General features: G+C 58.2%; 20 protein-coding genes and 1 tRNA gene. 4 read left to right on the plus strand and 17 right to left on the minus strand.

Features of this window, described 5'->3' with window-relative positions; genetic code table 11:
- Positions 1-29: 29 nt before the first annotated feature.
- Complete coding sequence (locus tag ACFPM8_RS04395; protein ID WP_378995346.1) at positions 30-596, minus strand: c-type cytochrome; 567 nt, start codon at positions 594-596, stop codon at positions 30-32.
- A 195-nt stretch (positions 597-791) separates the two neighbouring features.
- Between ACFPM8_RS04395 and ACFPM8_RS04400 the strand changes: the two genes are divergently transcribed.
- Positions 792-867 (plus strand) — tRNA-Arg (locus ACFPM8_RS04400).
- Between the two features lie 160 nt (positions 868-1,027).
- Here ACFPM8_RS04400 and ACFPM8_RS04405 read toward each other — a convergent pair.
- The 3 genes from ACFPM8_RS04405 to ACFPM8_RS04415 form a co-directional block, all read right to left on the minus strand.
- Entirely contained in the window at positions 1,028-1,387 is a 360-nt protein-coding gene (locus ACFPM8_RS04405) for a hypothetical protein (protein ID WP_378995348.1), read from the minus strand.
- Positions 1,388-1,511: 124 nt separating this feature from the next.
- Entirely contained in the window at positions 1,512-2,381 is an 870-nt protein-coding gene (locus tag ACFPM8_RS04410; protein ID WP_378995350.1) for a class I SAM-dependent methyltransferase, read from the minus strand.
- Positions 2,382-2,484: 103 nt separating this feature from the next.
- The gene (locus ACFPM8_RS04415) at positions 2,485-3,114 is read right to left on the minus strand and encodes a response regulator (protein WP_378995352.1); all 630 of its coding nucleotides are present in this window, start codon (positions 3,112-3,114) and stop codon (positions 2,485-2,487) included.
- Positions 3,115-3,386: 272 nt separating this feature from the next.
- Between ACFPM8_RS04415 and ACFPM8_RS04420 the strand changes: the two genes are divergently transcribed.
- A complete protein-coding gene (locus ACFPM8_RS04420) occupies positions 3,387-4,160 on the plus strand; it encodes a response regulator (protein WP_378995353.1) in 774 nt (257 codons plus the stop codon).
- A 14-nt stretch (positions 4,161-4,174) separates the two neighbouring features.
- Here ACFPM8_RS04420 and ACFPM8_RS04425 read toward each other — a convergent pair whose 3' ends face one another.
- The 4 genes from ACFPM8_RS04425 to ACFPM8_RS04440 form a co-directional block, all read right to left on the minus strand.
- Positions 4,175-6,217, minus strand: a complete 2,043-nt coding sequence (locus ACFPM8_RS04425) for a primosomal protein N' (protein ID WP_378995354.1) — start codon at positions 6,215-6,217, stop codon at positions 4,175-4,177.
- Between the two features lie 817 nt (positions 6,218-7,034).
- Positions 7,035-8,111, minus strand: a complete 1,077-nt coding sequence (gene hemE / locus ACFPM8_RS04430; protein WP_378995356.1) for a uroporphyrinogen decarboxylase — start codon at positions 8,109-8,111, stop codon at positions 7,035-7,037.
- 124 nt (positions 8,112-8,235) lie between these two features.
- The gene (gene gltS, locus ACFPM8_RS04435) at positions 8,236-9,438 is read right to left on the minus strand and encodes a sodium/glutamate symporter (protein WP_378995358.1); all 1,203 of its coding nucleotides are present in this window, start codon (positions 9,436-9,438) and stop codon (positions 8,236-8,238) included.
- Positions 9,439-9,552: 114 nt separating this feature from the next.
- The gene (locus ACFPM8_RS04440) at positions 9,553-10,485 is read right to left on the minus strand and encodes a LysR family transcriptional regulator (RefSeq protein WP_378995361.1); all 933 of its coding nucleotides are present in this window, start codon (positions 10,483-10,485) and stop codon (positions 9,553-9,555) included.
- Positions 10,486-10,626: 141 nt separating this feature from the next.
- On the opposite strand from ACFPM8_RS04440, the gene speB reads away from it, so the two are divergent.
- Positions 10,627-11,580 carry an agmatinase gene (gene speB, locus ACFPM8_RS04445; protein ID WP_378995363.1) on the plus strand — a complete coding sequence of 318 codons (954 nt, stop codon included), beginning with the start codon at positions 10,627-10,629 and terminating at the stop codon, positions 11,578-11,580.
- A 36-nt stretch (positions 11,581-11,616) separates the two neighbouring features.
- Here speB and ACFPM8_RS04450 read toward each other — a convergent pair whose 3' ends face one another.
- The 9 genes from ACFPM8_RS04450 to gabT all read right to left on the minus strand — a co-directional run bounded on the left by ACFPM8_RS04450 (position 11,617) and on the right by gabT (position 19,842).
- Positions 11,617-11,964 (minus strand): HigA family addiction module antitoxin, encoded by a 348-nt coding sequence (locus ACFPM8_RS04450; RefSeq protein WP_378995365.1) that lies wholly within the window; start codon positions 11,962-11,964, stop codon positions 11,617-11,619.
- Between the two features lie 12 nt (positions 11,965-11,976).
- Entirely contained in the window at positions 11,977-12,258 is a 282-nt protein-coding gene (locus tag ACFPM8_RS04455) for a type II toxin-antitoxin system RelE/ParE family toxin (RefSeq protein ID WP_378995367.1), read from the minus strand.
- Between the two features lie 25 nt (positions 12,259-12,283).
- A complete protein-coding gene (locus ACFPM8_RS04460; protein ID WP_378995369.1) occupies positions 12,284-12,442 on the minus strand; it encodes a hypothetical protein in 159 nt (52 codons plus the stop codon).
- Positions 12,443-12,469: 27 nt separating this feature from the next.
- Positions 12,470-13,924 (minus strand): NADP-dependent succinate-semialdehyde dehydrogenase, encoded by a 1,455-nt coding sequence (gabD, locus tag ACFPM8_RS04465; protein WP_378995371.1) that lies wholly within the window; start codon positions 13,922-13,924, stop codon positions 12,470-12,472.
- Between the two features lie 41 nt (positions 13,925-13,965).
- Positions 13,966-14,799, minus strand: a complete 834-nt coding sequence (locus ACFPM8_RS04470; protein ID WP_378995737.1) for an ABC transporter permease — start codon at positions 14,797-14,799, stop codon at positions 13,966-13,968.
- Between the two features lie 12 nt (positions 14,800-14,811).
- The gene (locus ACFPM8_RS04475) at positions 14,812-16,077 is read right to left on the minus strand and encodes an ABC transporter permease (protein WP_378995373.1); all 1,266 of its coding nucleotides are present in this window, start codon (positions 16,075-16,077) and stop codon (positions 14,812-14,814) included.
- A 163-nt stretch (positions 16,078-16,240) separates the two neighbouring features.
- Complete coding sequence (locus ACFPM8_RS04480) at positions 16,241-17,281, minus strand: ABC transporter substrate-binding protein (RefSeq protein WP_378995375.1); 1,041 nt, start codon at positions 17,279-17,281, stop codon at positions 16,241-16,243.
- A 50-nt stretch (positions 17,282-17,331) separates the two neighbouring features.
- Positions 17,332-18,462 (minus strand): ABC transporter ATP-binding protein, encoded by a 1,131-nt coding sequence (locus ACFPM8_RS04485; protein WP_378995377.1) that lies wholly within the window; start codon positions 18,460-18,462, stop codon positions 17,332-17,334.
- Between the two features lie 36 nt (positions 18,463-18,498).
- Positions 18,499-19,842: a 4-aminobutyrate--2-oxoglutarate transaminase gene (gene gabT, locus ACFPM8_RS04490; RefSeq protein ID WP_378995379.1), complete on the minus strand. Its 1,344-nt coding sequence runs from the start codon at positions 19,840-19,842 to the stop codon at positions 18,499-18,501.
- 94 nt (positions 19,843-19,936) lie between these two features.
- Between gabT and pdxR the strand changes: the two genes are divergently transcribed.
- Positions 19,937-21,424, plus strand: coding sequence for a MocR-like pyridoxine biosynthesis transcription factor PdxR (gene pdxR, locus ACFPM8_RS04495; RefSeq protein ID WP_378995381.1), 1,488 nt, complete (start codon positions 19,937-19,939; stop codon positions 21,422-21,424).
- Positions 21,425-21,434: the final 10 nt, after the last annotated feature.

Consider the following 21,434-nt stretch of genomic DNA (forward strand, 5'->3'; position numbering starts at 1 on the left):
AGTCGGCTTTTTTATTAGGTGCTGCAAACTTACTTTGTTACCGGTTCCGATGCAGCACTTGCAGCCGCCGTAGCAGCGGCTGGCGCTGGGACTGCTGGTTCCTTGAACTTGCCGCCGGATTGGTTGGCCATGTAGACCACAGCGCGCGCAACCTCGACGTCATCCAGATCAGGATTGCCGCCCTTGGCCGGCATTGCCCGCAAGCCGTGCAGCGCGTGATCCAATACCTTGTCAAAGCCTGCGGCGATACGTGGCCCCCAGGCTCCAGCATCACCCACCTTCGGGGCACCGGCGACACCCGCTGCGTGGCAGGCAGCACAAGTGGACTTGAAAACTTCTTCACCGGCCAGCAATTGCTTGGGCGCGTTGACATCCTTGAATGTAAAGCCGGCATCAGCGACTGGACTGATACGTGCAGTGACCGCTTCCGCAGTTTGGCTGTCCGAGCCCGCGCCGACCTTCTTGTCGTGGGTTACATACTGCACCAGCAGCACGATGCAAATAATGGGGACCAAAAAGCCCGCCGCGATGGCGACTATCAGTTGCTTCGGCGTCTTGATTGCGGATTGATGTTCTTCGTTATGTGCGTCGCTCATAATTCCCTCAGTACGATTTTCAAAGCCGATAGCCGGATATGCACACTACGCAGATAACCGGAACAGCGCACGGTACCTCGCCAAACCCTTGATTATAGTCGCAATAAATTCTATTTGGAACGAGAAACCCGTGCTTTACGTGGACGCGCGCGCAGAAAAACGGTATCCTTCATGCCTCTTCACCGTTCTTCCTACGCGGCTGTAGCTCAGTGGATAGAGTATTGGCCTCCGAAGCCAAGGGTCGTGGGTTCGATCCCCGCCAGCCGCACCATTCTTTCGCTTGTAAATCAATACCTTACGTACTGCAAAAATTGGCAGTGCGTTACGATGCCTGGCATTTCTAGGTACCGAGGGTGTGCAGCTTTGCGCCGAAGCCCGCTTGTATTTGAGCCCGAATACAGTGGGCGCGTTGGTTCCGATATAAATCGATCCTAAGCTTTGTTCAGACCGGGCCAAAGCCGAGGTCCGCCATCGCCATAGCGATCATCAAAGCGCTGTAACAATGCCTCGCGCACCGAATCGGGCAAACTGGGGAATTTATCGCCTTGTTCTATGGCCGCGTATTCTTCACCCGCTTTGGCAAGATCATTAGGGATATTGAAGCCGGCGACGAAATCGTTTTGCCACTGCTCAGTGACTTTGTTGACGAGCTCCACCCGGGCAGTGTGATTCAATACACTGAACTCATCGACGCCGGCGCTGATTCTCCGTACCGTCTCGGTCAGTCCTTCTTCGGTCAGCGGGGCTTTGGTGAACTCTCTAACAGCATGTGAGCCACTCGTCTTCGTCATGTCACTCTCCTTCGGTTAGGTGATTCGATGGTAGACAGCCCGCTTTCGCGCGATGTTTTTAGCATAGCAAATGCCGGAGACGAATGCTCCCGGATTCCACGCTTTTTGAATTCAACCCCGCATCTCAAGCCGTAGCGAAAAAGCGTTCCTGCATTTCTTCCAGGCCTAGCGTGTGCAGCACTTCATGCAAACGTTCGGTCGGCCGTTTGCGCGGCAAATCCTTGTAACTGGCGATAATCAATTCATTTTTCATCGAATGTTCCCAGCCAACCAATTCGGTTACATTGACCTGGTAGCCGTGCGCCTCCAGTTGCAGGCAGCGCAGCACATTGGTGACCTGGCTACCGAACTCGCGGGTGTGCAGCGGATGGCGCCAAATTTCCGTCAGCGCTTCCTTGGCCAGGGATTTCGCTTTGTTTTTCTTCAGGACGGATGCAACTTCAGCCTGGCAACAAGGCACCAGCACCATGAAGCGAGCCTGTTTTTTCAGCCCGAATTGAATCGCGTCGTCGGTTGCAGTATTGCAGGCATGCAGCGCTGTCACGACATCGATCCGCGCCGGCAACAGGTCTGATTGTATGGAGTCGGCTACCGACAAATTGAGAAATGACATGCCCGGGAAATCCAGTCGCTGCGCCAACTCTTGCGATTTCCTGACCAGCTCTTCGCGGGTTTCTATGCCAAAGATATGGGAGCCGTTATTCAGCGCCTTGAAGAACAGGTCGTACAGAATGAAACCGAGATACGATTTGCCGGCGCCATGGTCCACCAACTGCACGTCGACATGGTCACGCTGGACTTCTTGCAACAGCGGCTCGATGAACTGATACAGATGGTAGACCTGCTTGAGTTTGCGACGGCTGTCTTGATTCAACTTGCCATCGCGCGTCAGGATGTGCAATTCCTTTAACAGTTCGATCGACTGGCCCGGCCGAATTTCGTGCTTGGCTTGCTGTGGATTGGGGGAGATGGACTCTTGCTGAATACGGTTCATGGATCGTGCTTCCTGGCAGCCGAGCTAGCCGGCGATCCTGACAAGTATAGCGACTTCAACAGCCATCAGCGGGCTTTGTCGGGACAAAAGCGGAAAAAGGCGGCTAGGCATGCCCGCTCAGGCTGCTGATCGTACTCGAATAGCGGCCCAGTTCGATGTCGTTTTGGAAGCCCATTTTTTTCATGGCCGAAGCTTTTTGCAGCCCCACGGTCTTGACGCTTTTATTTAGCCGCTTGGCGATTTCATGCAGGCTGTGGCCGACTATATACATCCTCAACACCTCCGCTTCACTCCGAGTAGGCAATTTCCCGCTGGGACCTTTCTTCAATAGCTGCCGCACCGACTTGCCCACATATTGCAAATTATGTGAGACATCTTGTATCGCATTGCTGATTTCCGTAATTTCATCGCTCTTGTGCAACAAACCTTTCACTCCGCTACAAATGATCTGATACAGGACGGTCGGCATGACGTTCATCGTCAGGACGATGACCGATACCGACGGGTACTTGCGCTTGATCATGGCGAGTAGCGCATTGCCGTCGCCAATGCGATTGATGGGCATGGAAAACTCCATGATCAACATATCGCAGCGCGTGTCTTTCAAGCGAGCCAGCAACTCGTCGGTAGACGAGGCCGTGGCCACCACCATATAACCAGGCATTTGATCGATGTAATCCCGCATTCCGGTGATGATGATCGGATGATCGTCAGCCAGGATTATCTTAATCATGAAAACTCCTAAAAATCGTTATTAATAAATGCCTGTAGCGATAGCATGCGCTTGCTTGGTCCAGGTGCAGGTCGTCAAACACCCTTCTATTACCGGTGCGCAGGTAGATAGAAAAATTGTATTTTTGCTATTCATAGGTAAAAGTATGCAGCTCGACAATATCGAGAGATATAAGGTTTTGCCCTAAAAATCGGGCTTAAATGCGGATTCCTGGAACAGAATGATTAAGATCAATGGTGACAATATGCCAACAATTATTATGCGCGCAGAAGATGAACGGACTGATGCCCGGACCAGTTCATGACCAGTTCTGCAATTTACAAAGAGAAATCAATTTGAAGATTGTCCTAGCAGATGATCACCCACTGATTCTGGCTGGGGTGAGCACCTACATTCACCGCTTGCCGGGTTGCCGCGTGGTAGCTACCGCGGCCAGCTCCGATGAATTAATCAATTGCCTGGAGTTGATTCCTTGCGACCTGGTCATCACGGAATTTTCGATGCCAATGGCACGCATTGGCGATGGGCTATACCTGCTGTCCTACATCAAGCGCCATTACCCTAAAAAATGGGTCATCGTCCTGACAATGAACGAGATTCCTGCCGTGCTATATCAAATCAGCCATAGCGGGGTGAATGGCTTGCTGCACAAAAGCGATGAAACTCCCGAAATCGGCAAGGCGATTCAGAGCGTCTCGTGCAAGAAACCTTATATGGGGTCAGCTCTACGGATGTTGTTGCAGCATGGTCATGATGCACGGATACCAACCCCGCGCGAAACCGAAGTATTACGACTTTATGCGGCCGGCCATAACCTGGACGAGATCTCGGCGCGCTTGAGTAGAAGTAAAAAAACGATCAGCTTGCAAAAAGCCGCTGTGATGAAAAAGCTGGGGTTGCGCAATGACATCGCGCTAGGTCGTTACTGTGCGGCGGTCAGCGGCGACACGAATGCACAGCCTGAAAGCGCTGATTGGCCGTTCCCCCGCTGCCTGGCCACACTGCATACACCATGGATAAGAGGTGCCGGCGGGCGCATGCGATGAATATTCCTCAAACGTCAAATATCAACCGGGTCCACTTCCAGCGACCATTTCGCCCGCGTCTTAATACCGCGCAACAGCGCCATCCAGTCTGTCAAAAATGCCTGCAGGCCCGGCCGCGACGGGCACTCGATCAACAATTGCGCGCGGTCGACATTGGCAACGCGGGTCATGGTCATCGGAATCGGGTCGTGGATCGTAATGCCTGCGTGTTCGATACAGGTCGCCGCCTGCTGCAGGAAGTCGATCGCGGTTTCCAGTTCGCGCGCTTCGGCCCGCAGCAAAGCCTGATAGATATACGGCGGCAAGCAGGCTTGCTGGCGCTCTTCCAGCAACGATGTCGCGAAATGGTCGTAATCATGCGCGATCACTGCCGCGTACAGCGGATGCTGCGGATAGCGGGTCTGGATCAACACTTCGCTCGGACTGCCGCCCTCTTTCTGCGCGGCGCGGCCGGCGCGGCCGGCGACCTGCATCAGTTGCGCAAACAAGCGTTCGCTGGCGCGGTAATCGTGCGAAAACAGCGCGGTGTCGGGATTCAGGATGCCGACCAGGGTCAGTTTTTTAAAGTCATGCCCCTTGGCCACCATTTGCGTGCCGATCAGGATATCCACATCGCCCCGGTGCACGCTGTCGAAAGCCGCTTGCGCACTCCCCTTGCGACGGGTGGAATCGGCGTCGATGCGCAGCACCCGCGCTTCCGGAAACATTGCCTGCAGCCCCTCCTCCAAGCGCTGCGTACCGCGTCCGAGCGGTTGCAAGTCGATGTTGCCGCAAGTCGGGCAGGACTTCGGAATCCGTAATTCAAGGCTGCAATGATGGCAACGCAAACGGTGTTCCGGCTTGTGCAGCACCATGAACGAAGTGCAACGGGTGCAGTTGCTGACCCAGCCGCAGGCATCGCACGCAATCACCGGCGCATAACCGCGCCGATTAAGGAATAACAACGATTGCTCGCCGCGTTGCAAGCGCTGCTTAAGCGCACTGACCAGGGTTGAAGTCAGCCCTTCGCTGGGTTTGTCGCGCTCCATGTCGATCAATCGGACCGCCGGCAATACCGCGTCCTTGACCGCGCGTTCGCGCAGTTCCAGTTTCCGATAGCGCCCCGATTGCGAGTGGTGCCAGGTTTCCAGCGACGGCGTGGCCGATCCCAGTACGATCGGAATGCCGAGCTGGTGCGCGCGCCACACCGCCAGATCGCGTGCGGAGTAACGCAATCCCTCTTGTTGTTTGTAAGAAGGATCGTGTTCTTCGTCGATCACAATCAGTTTCAACTGTGGCAACGATGCCAGCACCGCCAGACGCGTACCGAGAATAATGCGCGCCTGCCCCGAATGCGCAGCCAGCCAGTGCCGCATGCGCTCCCCCTCCGCCAGACCGCTGTGCAGAGTCGCCACCATCACGCCTGGAAAACGAGCGCGAATATTGCCTTCCAGCTGGGGGGTCAGATTGATTTCCGGCACCAGGATCAGGATTTGCGCCGGGTTATTCAAGCTTTTATCGCTTTGCGCAAGAATTTGTGCCGCCGCCTGCAGATACACCTCGGTCTTGCCGCTACCGGTTACGCCATACAGCAGCGTTGGCGCAAACCCGTTGGCGCCAGCGATCGCATCTGCCGCCTGCTGTTGCGACGGGTTAAGCGGCGGCACGTCAATCGGCGTGGCATCGTGCGCGTCACCGGCTTGCTGCAACTTCTTGAGGCCGCGATCCAAGGCCACCGATTTCAATGCGCGCAGGTTTTTCGGCAAGCCGGGCAGCGCTACCTCGCCCAGCGGCCGCTGGTAATAATCGGCGGCAAAGCGACACAGAGCCAGCCATTGCGGCGACAGCGGCAGCAATTGATGCCGCACGGCTTGCACATTCTTTAACTTGGCTTCCGGCACCATGCTGCTATCACTGGTCCCGACAATCATGCCGACCACTTCGCGGCGGCCGAATGACAATTGCACCAACTGACCGGGCTGCGGCATAGGTTCGCTATCGTCGGCGGCCTGCCAACGGTAATCGAAGCTGCTGTCAAGAGGAGTGTCAAGGACGATTTGAAGGATGCTTTGTTTCACGAAGTTAATTTAAGTCTTGAAGAAGTCGGCTAACTATCGGTTTCATATGTGCTTTTCAAGCTATCCACAATATCTGTGGATAACTTTGTGGACAATCGCCGCTTGACAGCCGGGAAGCCCCTATCTGCGTGAGATTCGACGAAATGCTCAAACCGGGAGCAAAAAAAATTATGTTTAAAATCAACAACTTAAAAAATATAATTTTGCCCTGAAAAAATATTTTTGTTTTTTTTAGTGCCCTATCGGAAACCAGAATCTGTGCATAAGTAAATTCAAACGCCCCAAAAGAGAGCAGCTTTCGGCACAAATTGCAAGTCATCCCATACAAGCAAACTATCGCGGCGTCCCAACAAATTTATGCAGATGTCAAGCCTCCGCCGACTGCCCGGCGTCCTCGCACAGGCCTGTCATCTTAATGTAATACATTAAGAATCATCCTAACTATCGGTTTCATAAGCACTTTTCAAACTATCCACAATTTCTGTGGATAACTTTGTGGGTAAGTCGCTATTGACAGCCTGCAGCCTCATATTTGATGCGGGTTTCAATAAACTGCCCAAACTAGGTGCAAGAATTTAATCAATTAAAATCAATGACTTACAAAACTCGCAGCAGCCCAGAATAATAAATATAGATATAAATAATTACCGTGACGGTCAAAATTATTTTGTGCATAACTTGCCCAAAATGGACGGTCGATGTGGTAAAGGGGAGGTCGTGCGGGGACGCAAATCACCAGAATGGATCAGGCGCAATGCCGGCCCTTCCCGCCCAATCCCGGGCAGGAAGTTCCACGCCGGCGGCACTTGCCTTGCGATCAACGCATCTTGCGACTGATTTCGTGCACCGCATCGACCATGACCGCGACAGCCTCCGGCGGCGTGAACTGCGAAATGCCATGCCCTAGATTGAAGACGTGGCCGCTGCCGGCTTGCGGCGCACCAAACGCGCTCAGCACCTGATTGACTTCGGCCCGGATTTGCTCCGGTTTGGCGAACAGCACGGCGGGGTCGAGATTTCCTTGCAGCGCGACTTTTTGACCGACCCGAGCCCGGGCCTCGGTCAGATTGACGGTCCAGTCGAGACCGACCGCATCCGCACCGATGTCGGCAATTTGCTCCAGCCACAAACCGCCGCCCTTGGTAAATACAATCGCCGGAATCGGCACGCCGTCCTTCTCGCGTTGCAGCAGACCGACCACCTGGCGCATGTAATCCAGCGAGAATTGCTGATAGGCGCCATCCGCCAACGCACCGCCCCAGGAATCGAAAATCATCACGGCTTGCGCCCCGGCGTCGATTTGCGCATTCAAGTAGCTCGCCACCGCCACCGCGTTGGTGCTGAGGATGTGATGCATCAAATCGGGGCGGTTGTACAACATGGTTTTGACGGTATGGAATTCCCGCGAACCGGCCCCCTCCACCATGTAGCATGCCAAGGTCCACGGACTGCCGGAAAACCCGATCAGCGGCACCCGGCCGTTCAGTTCGGTGCGAATCTGCGTGACCGCATCGAAAACATAATCCAGGCTGCCCGGCTCCGGCAGCCGCAACGCCATGACTTCTTTCTCATCGCGCAGCGGGCGTTCGAACTTGGGGCCTTCGCCATCGGCAAAATACAAACCCAGCCCCATCGCATCCGGCACCGTCAGAATGTCCGAAAACAGGATCGCCGCATCCAGCGGATAGCGATCCAGCGGCTGCAGCGTGACTTCGGTGGCGTAGTCCGGGTTTTTGGCCAGCCCCATGAAAGAGCCGGCGCGGGCGCGGGTGGCTCGATACTCCGGCAGATAGCGGCCAGCCTGGCGCATCAGCCATAACGGCGTGTATTCCGTCGGCTGGCGCAGCAATGCGCGCAAAAAGGTGTCGTTCTGGAGCGGAGCGAATTGTGGCATAGGAGGCAATAGATGGCGTGTAATAACTGGCTATTATCGCATTCAAAACCTGCCCGCACATTGGACGGCGCGGCCGGACGCGCGATGATTAATATCGCGCGTCCGGCACGGGGGTGATCGCGGCTTAACTGTAAACCGGGAGTGCCAAAACCAGCTTGATCACCAGCGCATTGGCAAGATCGATAAAGAAGGCGCTGACCATAGGCACCACCAGGAAAGCCAGCGGCGACGGCCCGAAGCGATCTGTGACCGCCTGCATATTGGCGATCGCGGTCGGCGTCGCGCCCAGCCCAAAACCGCAATGACCCGCGGCCAACACAGCGGCATCGTAATTGGCGCCCATCACGCGAAACGTCACAAAAATCGCATACGCCGCCATCGCCACCGCCTGCACCGCCAGGATCACCAGCACCGGCAACGCCAGCGAAGCCAGATCCCACAGACGCAAGTTCATCAGCGCCATCGCCAGAAACAAGGACAGGCTGACATTGCCCAACACCGAAATGGCGCGCTCGAAGATCTTGTAACCGACCAGCAGCGACAGCCCATTGCTTAACAAGACGCCGACAAACAGCACGCAAACGAAAGTCGGCAGCTCGAACGCCGTCCCGTTCAAGCGGGCCGCGATGATCCCGCCGACCGAAAGACTCACCGCGATCATCGCCAGTGCCTCGACAAAGGCTTGTGGCGTAATCAACTGGATCGCCTTGGGTTGCTCGAAACCGAGCGGCACGGCCGTGTTTTGCGCCTGATTTTCAGGCAGCTTGACGCGCTTGGCCAGCAGACGCGCCACCGGGCCGCCTATCAGTCCGCCCAGGATCAAGCCGAAGGTTGCGCAGGCCATCGCGATTTCGGTCGCCGCCGCCAAGCCGTGCCGCTCCGAAAACACCCGCCCCCAAGCCGCGCCGGTACCGTGTCCGCCCGACAGCGTAATCGACCCTCCCAGCAAACCGATCAGCGGGTCCAGCCCCATCAGCTTGGCCAAGCCGATCCCCAGCGCGTCCTGCAAGACCAGCAAGCCAAGCACCACGCCTAAAAATATTGCCAAGGTACGGCCGCCCGCTTTCAAGCTGGCAAGATTGGCATTCAAGCCTATCGTGGCGAAGAACGCCAGCATCAGCGGCGTTTGCAAGGTGTTATCGAAATTCACCTGGATGTCCGACACACCGCGCAAGGCCAACAAAGCCAGCGCCACCAACAAGCCGCCGACCACCGGTTCCGGGATGCTATACGCCTTCAGCATCGGCGAGCTGGAAACGATCTTGCGCCCCAGCAGCAATACCAGCGACGCCGCCACCAGCGTCCCCAAGATATCTAGACTAAACATTGGATTCCCCTTCCTATTCGAGAAAGATGCCGGCTTTACAACCAGCTTCATATTGCATAGGAGAGTACTTATAGCCGCGACGCCTGTTCGCCCGCCAGAATCGTCAAGAGAATCTCAAAGACCTTTCAAATCTTCCATCGGCGCCAGATGCGCCACCACCAGGTCATCCATAAACGCCTGCAACACCTCGCCCCGGCTCGCTTGGCGGCGCACCACCATATGCAGCGTGACCTCATAACACAGCGATTGCGGATTCAAGGCCGCCAGCATGCCCTGCTGCACCATCGGCGCGGCGAAATGTTCCGGCAAGAAGCCAAGATGGCGTCCGGACAGAATCAGCACCGCTACCGCCTCCATATTGTCGGCGCGCGCCGTCTTCCGAGCGGGTGAAAAGATGCCGTTCGGCCCATCCACTTCCGGCAGCGGATAACTGCGCCACGCCCAGTCATGGGCCAGCAATGCCGACTTCGGCAGATTTCCGGCTTGCGCAAATAGCGGATGACTGCGGGCGCAATAAGCCGTCTGCCGCTCCGTGTACAGCGGCACATACTCCAGGCTCGGCAAACGATGCCAAAAATAGCCGATGCCGACATCCAGCCGGCCATTGACCACCTCCTCTTCCAGCTGGCCCGGCGCCACCACGGCCAGCGCCAGCGTCACCGCTTCGCTGCGGCGGCGAAAGCGGGCGATGGCCTGGCTCAGGCGGGCATTGGCGCTGATTGCCGCATGCCCGATCAGGCCGAGATCCAGCTTGCCGACCAGTTTGTCCTCCATTTGCCGCGCTTCCTGGCAAAAGTGATCGATGCTTTCCAGCAGGCGGCGGCTGGCCTGCGCGAACTGCTCGCCTTTCGGCGTCAGTCGAAACCCGCCGCGGCCGCGCTCGCACAAGCGGAAGCCAAGCCGGGTTTCCAGCGTTGCCAATTGGGTGCTGATGGTGGACTGGCTGACGTTCAAGGCGGTTTGCGCAGCGGACAATCCGCCGGCGTCGAGCACCGCCAGGAAGACGCGAATCAGGCGCAGATCGAGATCGGACAGGTTCTTGAGCATAAGGGAATGCGGTGCGCCGACGGTTGAAATAGTGTCGACAATACATCTATTTACATCAATGCAAGCGTTGCATCACATGCATTTTTAATCAGCTTAATTGCCATTACAGTGCCTCTTTATCCCCTCGTCCCGGAGTCAGCCATGTCAGCCAGTTCCCTGTTCCAACCGCTAGGCGGCAACGAAATGCCGCGCTTTGGCGGCATCGCCACCATGATGCGGCTGCCGCAGGTCACCAGCAGCGCCGAACTGGACGCCTGTTTTGTCGGCGTGCCGTTCGACCTCGGCACTTCCAACCGCTCCGGCGCCCGCTTCGGCCCGCGCCAGATCCGTACCGAGTCGGTCTTGCTGCGGCCGTACAACATGGCGACCCGCGCCGCGCCGTTCGACGCGCTGCAAGTTGCCGACATTGGCGACGTCGCCATCAATCCATACAACCTGCCGGACTCGATCCGACTGATAGAAAACGCCTACGACCGCATCGTCGCCTCCGGCTGCAAGCCGATCACGCTGGGCGGCGATCACACCATTGCGCTGCCTATCCTGCGCGCCCTGCATCGCAAATACGGCAAGCTCGGCCTGATCCACGTCGACGCCCACGCCGACGTCAACGACACCATGTTCGGAGAAAAAATCGCCCACGGCACACCGTTCCGCCGCGCCGTCGAAGAAGGCTTGCTGGATTGCGGGCGGGTGGTGCAAATCGGCCTGCGCGGCACCGGCTACACAGCGGAAGATTTCGACTGGTGTCGCGATCAAGGCTTCAAAGTGGTGCAAGTAGAAGAATGCTGGAACAAATCGCTGGCGCCGTTGATGGCGGAAGTGCGCAGCCGTCTGGCCGGCGGTCCGGTTTACCTGAGTTTCGACATCGACGGCATCGACCCCGCCTACGCTCCCGGCACCGGCACCCCGGAAATCGCCGGCCTGAGCGTACCGCAAGCGCTAGAAATCATTCGCGGCGCCTGGGGGTTGGATCTGGTAGGCGCCGATCTCGTGGAAGTCGCGCCGCCTTACGATGCGCACGGCACGACCGCCTTGCTGGCGGCTAATCTGGCGTTTGAAATGTTGTGTGTGTTGCCGGGGGTGCCAAGACGTTAAGTGCGGCCATATAAAACTGTAGAAATCACATACTACTCAAGCTGCTAATGGATGAACCTCGTGTGCAATCCTGACACCATCATTGGCCCACACTGTGCGCAAATCATAGGTGGCTTGTAGATTGGCCCAAAATTCAGGCGTAGTGCCAAAATAGCGCGCTAAACGTAATGCCGTCTCTGGCGAAATTGCACGGCGGCAGCGCACGATGTCGTTGATGCGAGTAGCAGGGACATGTAAGGCCATCGCTAAAGCATTAGACGACATCTTAAGTGGCGCAAGAAAATCTTCACGCAACACTTCGCCGGGGTGAATGGGTTCTATTCGTTCCCCGGTAGTCAGATCAGAAAAATCGGTCGAATGTAGCTGGTCACGTGTGATGGTCATACAACCTCCTGGTTAGTGATAGTCAACGATTTCAACATCGTATGCGTTGCCGCTATCAAATTTAAAGCAAACTCGCCATTGAGCGTTAATACGGATGCTCCATTGCCCTTTGCGATTTCTTTTTAGGGCTTCGAGATGGTTAGATGGAGGAGTACGCAAATCTTCAATAGCAATTGCGGCATCAAGCATCTGTAATTTGCGTATCGCAACCCGCTGTATTTCGCGTGGCAAAGTTTTGACAAACTGAGCGGTAAAAATGGCAGCAGTTGCTTTGTCAGCGAATGTCTTAATCATGAAGACGATTATATAACGCCATACGTTAAACGAAAGGCGTTGCATTGTGATTTCGGGTTTGTGTTTCGGGGAAAACCATCAGCTCGGTTCCTGGACGGCGCTGCTGAATCACTTCCAGCACTCTTGCCAGATTGGTCTCCGGTTCGCCATCACGGATCGTAATCTGGGCCAGTTCAATCTTCATATTTGTCCGATCTCCGAGCTATGCGACTTAAATCCCGCCCATGCACAAATACTTCACAACTTGATACTCCTCGATCCCGTACTTCGAGCCTTCGCGCCCCAACCCGGATTGCTTGACCCCGCCGAACGGCGCGACCTCATTCGAAATCAGCCCGGTGTTGATGCCCACCATGCCGCTTTCGAGGCCTTCCGCCACTCTCCAGATGCGGCCGATATCGCGTGAATAAAAATAGCTGGCGAGGCCGAATTCGCTATCGTTCGCCAGCGCCAGCACTTCGTCGTCGGTCTTGAAACGGAACAAGGGCGCCATCGGGCCGAAGGTTTCTTCCCGCGCCACCAGCATGTCGGCCCGGACCTCGGCCAGCACGGTCGGCTCGAAGAAAGTGTGGCCGAGCGCATGGCGCTTGCCGCCGGCCAGGATGCGTGCGCCCTTGGCGACCGCATCGGCGATGTGCTGCTCGACTTTGGCGACCGCCTTTTGATCGATCAGCGGGCCTTGAGTGACGCCTTCCTGCTGGCCATTGCCGACCTTCAGCTTGGCTACCGCAGCCACCAGCTTTTGGGCGAAGGCATCGTACACGCCATCCTGCACATACAGGCGGTTGGCGCAGACGCAAGTCTGGCCGGCGTTGCGATATTTGGACGCCATCGCGCCCTCCACCGCGGCATCCAGATCGGCATCGTCAAATACGATGAACGGCGCGTTGCCGCCCAATTCCAGCGACAGCTTCTTGATGCTTGGCGCGCATTGCTGCATCAGCAGGCGGCCGACCGCGGTCGAGCCGGTGAAGGTCAGTTTGCGCACGATAGGGTTGCTGGTCATTTCGGCCCCGATCTCACGCGCCGCGCCGGTGACCACGCTGAACACGCCGGCCGGCACGCCGGCGCGCTCGGCCAATACCGCCAGCGCCAGCGCCGAGAACGGGGTCGCCTCCGCCGGTTTCAGCACCATCGGACAACCGGCGGCGAGTGCCGGGCCAGCCTTGCGGGTAATCATCGCCGCCGGGAAATTCCACGGCGTAATCGCCGCGCAGACGCCGATCGGCTCCTTGATCACGACAATCCGCGAGTTGGGCGAAGGCGACGGAATGGTATCGCCGCCGGCGCGCTTGCCCTCTTCCGCGAACCATTCGATGAACGAGGCGGCGTAGGCGATTTCGCCTTTGGATTCGGCCAGCGGCTTGCCTTGTTCCATCGTCATGATCAGTGCCAGGTCATCCTGATTGGCCAGCATCAAATCGTTCCATTTGCGTAAAACGACGCTGCGCTCCTTGGCGGTCTTGCGCCGCCATAGACGCCAGGCATCGTCGGCGGCGCTGATCGCCCTCTTGGTTTCGGCCGCACCCATCAGCGGCACGCTGCCGATGGTTTCGCCGGTAGCGGGGTTGTGGACCGGGTGCACGGCGCCGCTATCGGCATCGCACCATTCGCCATTGATATAGGCTTGCTGACGGAACAGGGTTGGGTCTTTCAATTGCAACATGGTAGGGCTCCTGATGGGGACAGTGATTCTGAATGCTATCTCTATATGCTGGCGAGCGCCTTGTTGCGGCCGCGTATCCATTCCAATGCCAGCAGCAGACAGGTGGAAAACACGATCAGGATGGTGGCCAGCGCGGCAATCGTCGGACTGATATTTTCCTTGATGCCGGTGAACATCTGACGCGGCAAGGTGGCTTGCCCGGGACCGGCGACAAACAAAGTCACCACCACATCGTCGAACGAGGTGGCAAACGCGAACAACGCGCCTGAAATCAAACCCGGCGCAATCACCGGCAAGGTAATCCGGAAGAAAGTCGCCAACGGTCCGGCCCCCAGGCTGAGGCTGGCGCGCACCAGGTTGTGGTTGAATCCCTGCAGCGTCGCCAACACCGTAGTCACCACGAACGGCGCACCCAGCGCGGCGTGCGCCAGGATCAGGCCGGTGTAACTGTCGGCCAAGCCGATCCGGGCGAAGAACAAGTACACGCCGACTCCGACCACCACCACCGGCACCACCATCGGCGAGATCAGCACAGCCATCAGCACACCCTTGCCGCGAAAATCTGCTTTATTCAAGCCGACCGCCGCCAGGGTGCCGAGCACGGTTGCCAGCAGCGTTGCCAGCGGCGCGACGATAAAACTGTTTTTGGCGGCATTGATCCACGCATCCGAATGCAACAGGTTCTGATACCAGCGCAACGAGAAGCCCTGGATCGGATAGACCAGAAAGGTGCTGTCGCTGAACGACAAAGGGACGATCACCAGGATAGGCAGCAACAGGAACAGCAACGCCAGCAGATTGAAGCCGCGCGCAAAGAAAAACCAGACGCGCTCGATCAACGAGACATAAGGCGGGAACCGCGGAAATATTTTCATCATCTTCATGACCTAGACCATGCTCACATCGAGTTTGCTAAAGCGGCGATACAGCGCATACAGCACCAGCGTCGCGGCGAACAGCAAGGCCCCGAGCGCGCATGCCATGCCCCAGTTGATCGTGACGTTGGTGAAATAGGCGATGTAATAACTGACCATCTGTTCGTTCGGCCCGCCCAGCAGCGCCGGCGTGATGTAGTAGCCGACCGACAGAATAAATACCAGCAACGCGCCGGCCGCTATCCCGGGACAGGTTTGCGGCACATAGACCCGCCAGAACGCGGCAAACGGATGGCTGCCGAGCGACACCGCGGCCCGCAAATAGGTCGGCGGAATCGCTTTCATCACGCTATACAGCGGCAGGATCATGAACGGCAGCATGATGTGGGTCATCGCGATATAGACGCCGCTGCGGTTGAACAGCAGTTCCAGTGGCGCCTGGGTCAGTCCGCTGGCCATCAATCCCTTGTTGACCAGCCCTTCCGATTGCAGCAACACGATCCAGGCCGCGACCCGCACCAGCACCGAGGTCCAGAACGGGATCAGCACCAGGATCATGCACAGGTTGGCGCGCCGTTCCGACATGGTGGACAGCCAGTAGGCCAGCGGATAAGCGATCGTCAGACAGGCCAGGGTCGCCACCAGACTCATCCAGAAAGTGCGGCCGAAAATCTTTTGATAGACCGATGCATAGGCGTCGACCCGTTCGATACGGCCGAATGCGTCCTGCTTGAAGTCGAGCGCGGCCAGCAAGTAATACGAGGAATAAGGCGCGGCGTTCTTGGCGATCGCCTGCCACAGCGCCGGCTCGCCCCACTGCGGGTCCAGCTCGATCAGCGCTGGTTTGATCTGCACGGCTGGCAGTTGCTGGCCGTCGTCAGTAGTCAGCGGCAGCGCACGCGCGGTCTTCATGATGATCGAACGCGCGTCGGAGATTTCCGCATTCAAACGGCGCGCCAGCGCACCGGCCGAGCTACCTTCTTTGGCTTTCAGCAAATCCACCGCCAGCGCCGCATATGCCGCATCCGGCGGCGCGCTGCGGCGATCCCAGCCGGCCAGTGCGGTCACGGTGCGCGGCAGCGTGCGCGTGACTTCAGGATTTTCCACCGCACGCTTGAGCAGCAACGCAATCGGCGCCAGGAAAGTCAGCAGCAAAAAAATCGCCAGCGGCGCGATCAGCGCCAGTGCGGCGGCGCGTTTGCGAAATAGTGCCTGATGCAGTTCGCGCTTTAGCGTTGAAACGGGGTTGATGCCGGCGGCGGACGCAATGGTAGTCATGGGGTCTGGAGTTACCAAAAAAAATTCAATTGTCATCAAGAAGTAGGTCGGAAAAGCGCAGCGTCTTCCGACGTATCCGACGCCAAATAGTCGGCGAAATTTGTACCGCCATTACGTCGGAAGGCGCTGCGCTTTTCCGACCTACAAATTCCGAACGGTGTTGCTACCTTGCAGCCCACGCAGCAAACCGCTGTTCCAACTCCTCGCCATGATCGGCCCAGAACGGCAAGCTCAGTTGCAGCGCATCCCTGGCATTGGCTGTGGAGGTCGGCAAGTTCGCCAGCGTTTTGGCATCCAGCAGTTTCAGCGCATTGTTGTTGACCGGGCCGTAAGAGATGGTACTGGCGTAATTCTTTTGCGAGTCCGGGGTGCTGGCGAAAGCGATGAATTTTTCGGCTTGCGCCTTGTTCGGCGTCCCCTTCGGAATCACCCAGTAATCGAGGTTGTAAATACTGCCGCTCCAGCTCACCTTCAGGTTCTTGCCTTCGCGCTGCGCCGAGTCGATCCGGCCGTTATAGGCGGTCGACATGACCACGTCGCCGGCCACCAGGAATTGCGGCGGCTGGGCGCCGGCTTCCCACCATTGGATATGCGGCTTCAACGCGTCCAGCTTGTTGAAGGCGCGATCGGCGCCAGCCTTGGTGCCTAGCACCTTGTACACGTCCGCCGGCGCCACGCCGTCGGCCATCAAGGCGAATTCCAGCGTGTGCAGCGCGCCCTTCTTCATGGCCCGTTTGCCGGGAAATTTTTTGACGTCCCAAAAATCGGCCCAGGTCTTCGGCGCGATTTTCAGCTTGTCGGCATCGTAGGCCAGCACTGTCGACCAGACGAAAGCGCCGACCCCGCACTCATGGAGTGCCGCCGGCAGGAAATCGGTTTTGTTGCCGATTTTTTTGAAGTCGATTTTTTCCAGCAGCCCTTCCTCGCAAGCGCGGCCGATCTCGCCGGCATCGACTTCGACCACATCCCAACTGACCTTCCCGGATTCGACCATGGCCTTGAGCTTGGCCAGCTCGCCGTTGAATTCCACCACCGTCATCTGGTCGCCGCTGGCCTTGGCGAACGGCCGGATATACGCGCTTTTTTGCGCCGCGCCGTTAGCGCCGCCGTAATTGACTATCGTCAGCGCCGCCGCCTGCGCCATGCCAACCGCGGCAATCGACAATGCGGCACTGGCCAGTACTGGTTTGAGAATTTTCCTCATTACGTCTCCTCGTAGTTTTATAACTGGCAGGGCTGGCAGTTGAGAGCGTTTCAAATAAAAATGCGCAAGTGGTCTGGTTTGATATCCAGTGCCACCTGTGCCCCTTCCTGTAATCCGGCCAGTGCCTGGTCGTTCAAACGCAATTTGACGAAGCAGTCGTCCTGCTGCGGTATCGCGCAGCGCACCCGCACGTGATCGCCAAAATAGATCAGGCTGCCGACCTTGGCGCGCAGCGCATCGGGCGCGGCGTTGTCGCTCTGCATCAGCTGAATCCGCTCCGGCCGAATGCAGCCGACCACCGCCTGATTGACGCTGGCGCGGTTGGCATTGACCCCGGTCAGTACGGCGCCGTGCGGCAGACGCAAGGTTCCGGATTCGCCGTCGGTAGTTGCGAGCACGCCGTGCAAGCGGTTGTTGTCGCCGATAAAACCGGCGACGAATTGATTGTCGGGATATTCGTACAGGCGATCGACCGCCGCCAGTTGCTGGATGATGCCCTGGTCGAACACGGCCACCCGGTCCGACATGGTCAGCGCTTCGCTTTGATCATGGGTGACGTAGACAAAGGTGACGCCGAGCCGTTGATGCAGGGCTTTCAGTTCGAGCTGCATGTGCTCGCGCAACTGTTTGTCAAGCGCGCCCAACGGTTCATCCATCAACACCAGTTTGGGATCGAACACCAATGCCCGCGCCAGTGCGATGCGCTGCTGCTGGCCGCCGGACAGCTGGGCCGGATAACGATCGCCGAACTTGCCCATCTGGACCATGTCGAGCGCCTGCCTGACCCGGTCGGCACGCCGGCCGCGATGGATGCGGCGCACCCGCAATGGATAGGCGACGTTCTGCGCCACCGTCATGTGCGGAAACAGCGCGTAATTCTGGAACACCATGCCGATGTTGCGCCGGTGCGGCGGCACCTTGTTAAGCAACTGGCCGTCCAGCCGGATTTCGCCGCCGGTCGGAAACTCGAAGCCGGCCAGCATCATCAGGCAGGTGGTCTTGCCGGAGCCGGATGGGCCCAACAAGGTCAGGAACTCGCCGCGCCTGATCTCCAGATTCAGGTCTTTGACGACCAGGTTCTCGCCGTCATAGGTTTTCTTGACGTGGGAAAACTGCACCAGTGCGTCGCTGGTATTAGCCGCACCAAGTGCGCAATGGGCGGCGATGTTTTCTTGTTTCAACTTGATCTCCTGCCAAAGATGGAATGGCGGCGGCTCTCAGGTCGAGGCGGAAGCCGCGGCGACGGTTTTCATCGCCGCCCGCAGAATGCCCAGCGCCTCGTCCATCAAGCCATCCTCGATGGTCAACGGAAACAAGAAGCGGATGGCATTGCCGTAGACCCCGCAAGTCAGCAAGAGCAAGCCGTTGTTCAGCGCCTCGGCCTGCACCCGCCTGGCAAAGTCGGGATCCGCCTGACGCGTGCCCGGTCGCATGAATTCAAGCGCGACCATCGCGCCCAGGCCGCGTATCTCGGCAATCTGCGGTACCTCGTCGCGCAGGCTTTCCAGCGCGTGCTTCAGCTTTTTACCGAGCAGGTTGGCGCGCTCGACCAGCTGTTCTTCTTCGATCACATCCAGCACCGCCAACGCCGACGCCACTGCCAGCGGATTGCCGGCATAGGTGCCGCCAAGACCGCCGGGCGCTGCCGCATCCATGATCTCGGCCCGTCCGCACACGGCCGACAGCGGCATGCCGCCGGCCAGGCTCTTGGCCATCGTCATCAGGTCGGGAATCACCGCGTAATGTTCGATAGCGAACAGCTTGCCGGTGCGGGCGAAACCGGTTTGCACTTCATCCACGATCAGCAAAATGCCCTGCTCGTCGCACAGCTTGCGCAAGGCCTGCATGAACTCGAACGGGGCCGCATAAAAGCCGCCCTCGCCTTGCACCGGTTCCAGGATGATCGCCGCCACCCGCTGCGGATCGACATCGGCTTTGAACAGCGATTGCAACGCGGCCAGCGCGGCGTCGCTGCTGACGCCATGCAGCGCGACCGGGAACGGCGCGTGATACACCTCGCTCGGGAACGGTCCGAAACCGACCTTGTACGGCACCACTTTGCCGGTCAGCGCCATGCCCATCATGGTGCGGCCGTGGAACGCCCCGGAGAACGCGATGACGGCGGTGCGGCCGGTCGCGGCGCGGGCAATCTTGACCGCATTTTCGACCGCCTCGGCGCCGGTGGAAAAGAACGCGGTCTTCTTGGCATGGCTGCCCGGCGTAACGGCGTTGATGCGCTCCGCCAGTTCGACATAGCCGGCGTACGGCACGATCTGATACGCAGTATGGGTGAATTTGCCGAGTTGCTGCTGGATCGCGGCCACCAGCTTCGGATGGCGGTGGCCGGTATTCAGGACGGCGATGCCGGCCGCGAAATCGATATACCGACGGCCTTCGACGTCCCAGATTTCCGCGTTCAACGCGTGCGATGCGTAGAAGTCGCACATGACGCCGACGCCGCGCGGAGTCGCCGCGTTTTTTCGTTGCTGCAGTTCGGCGTTGCTGAGATTGGCGAGAGTTGATGCGGTGGCCTGGATTGCCTGAACCCCGTCGTTTTTCATATTGGCTCCGTAGTATTTGTTATTCGCTTTGCAATACTACGGCCGTCGTGGCTCTAGAATATAGAGCCAATTTCAATTTTCTGATGGAGCCACTTTGCGCATCGCTTCGCTGACCGACTTTTTGCTGATGCGCATCGAGCGCGGCGCCGGCGGTACGCCTCTCAACCGCCAGATTTATCAGGCCATCCGCGAAGCCATCCTGTCGCAGCTTCTGCCGGCGGGCTGGCAATTGCCGTCATCGCGCGATCTGGCGCGCGAGTTGGGCATCTCGCGCAACACGGCGACTTACGCTTACGAACAATTGATTGCCGAAGGCTATCTGGAGACCCGCACCGGCGCCGGCACCTTCATTGCCGACACCACGCCGGACCGGATTCCCGAGCTCGGGTCAAACCAGCCGCCGCTGACCGATCCGAGCGGCGAGTCCGAACTGTCGGCGCAAGGCGCGCAATTAATCCAGCAAGCCGGGGTCAGCGATTTGCAATGGGGCGCGTTCATGCCCGGCGTGCCGGACGTGACGCTGTTCCCGCACAAGATCTGGAGCCGCTTGCAAAACAAGCACTGGCGCCGCTCACGCCCCGAGCTGCTGACGTACGGCGATGCCGGCGGCTACCTGCCGCTGCGCGCGGCGGTGGCCGACTATCTGCGCATGGCGCGCTCGGTCAACTGCAATGCCGCTCAGGTGATCATTACCACCGGCATCCATCAATCGCTGGATATCGTGGTCAAGCTGCTGGGCGAACACGGCGATAGCGCCTGGGTCGAAGATCCTTGCTACTGGGGCACCCGCAGCGTGCTCAACTCGCTTGGCATCAAGCCGGTGGCGATTCCGGTGGATGCCGAAGGGATGCGCATGCGCCAGGCCGATTTGCTGCAGCCGCCGCGCTTTATCTGCGCCTCGCCGTCGCATCAATATCCGCTCGGGATGGTGATGAGCCTGTCGCGGCGGCGCATGCTGCTGGAGTATGCGGCGAGCCGCAAAGTCTGGATCATCGAAGACGATTACGACAGCGAGTTCCGTTACGGCAGCCGGCCGCTGGCATCGTTGCAAGGTATGGATAGACATGAGCGCGTGCTGTACATGGGCACCTTCAGCAAGACCATGTTTCCCGGTTTGCGGATCGGTTTTCTGGTGGTGCCGGAAGCACTGGCCGGCGCGTTTGCCACCGGCGTCTCCGAACTGTATCGCGGCAGCCAGGTATTCATGCAGGCGATCATGGCCGACTTCATGAGCGAAGGTCATTTTGCTTCGCATATCCGACGCATGCGGCTGCTGTATGCGGAGCGCCTGCAACTGTTGCAAGCCGCCATCGCGCATCACTTCGATGAGCGCATCACGCTGACCGGCGGCGAAGCCGGCCTGCATCTGACGCTAGGCTTGCCGGCACAATGCGACGACCTCGCCATCAGCCGCGCCGCGCGTGCGGCCGGCATCGTGGCAAGGCCATTGTCGCGCTATTACATGAGCGCGGATTCGGCACACAATGGTTTGCTGCTGGGTTATGCCTGCGTGCCGAATGAACAGATCGGCCCCGCATTCGACCGGCTGGCGAACATTATCAAGGCGCATTGGAGATGTTGATTGCGACAGG

The organism is Paraherbaspirillum soli (assembly GCF_042654985.1).
In the GTDB taxonomy this organism is placed as follows: domain Bacteria; phylum Pseudomonadota; class Gammaproteobacteria; order Burkholderiales; family Burkholderiaceae_D; genus Paraherbaspirillum; species Paraherbaspirillum soli.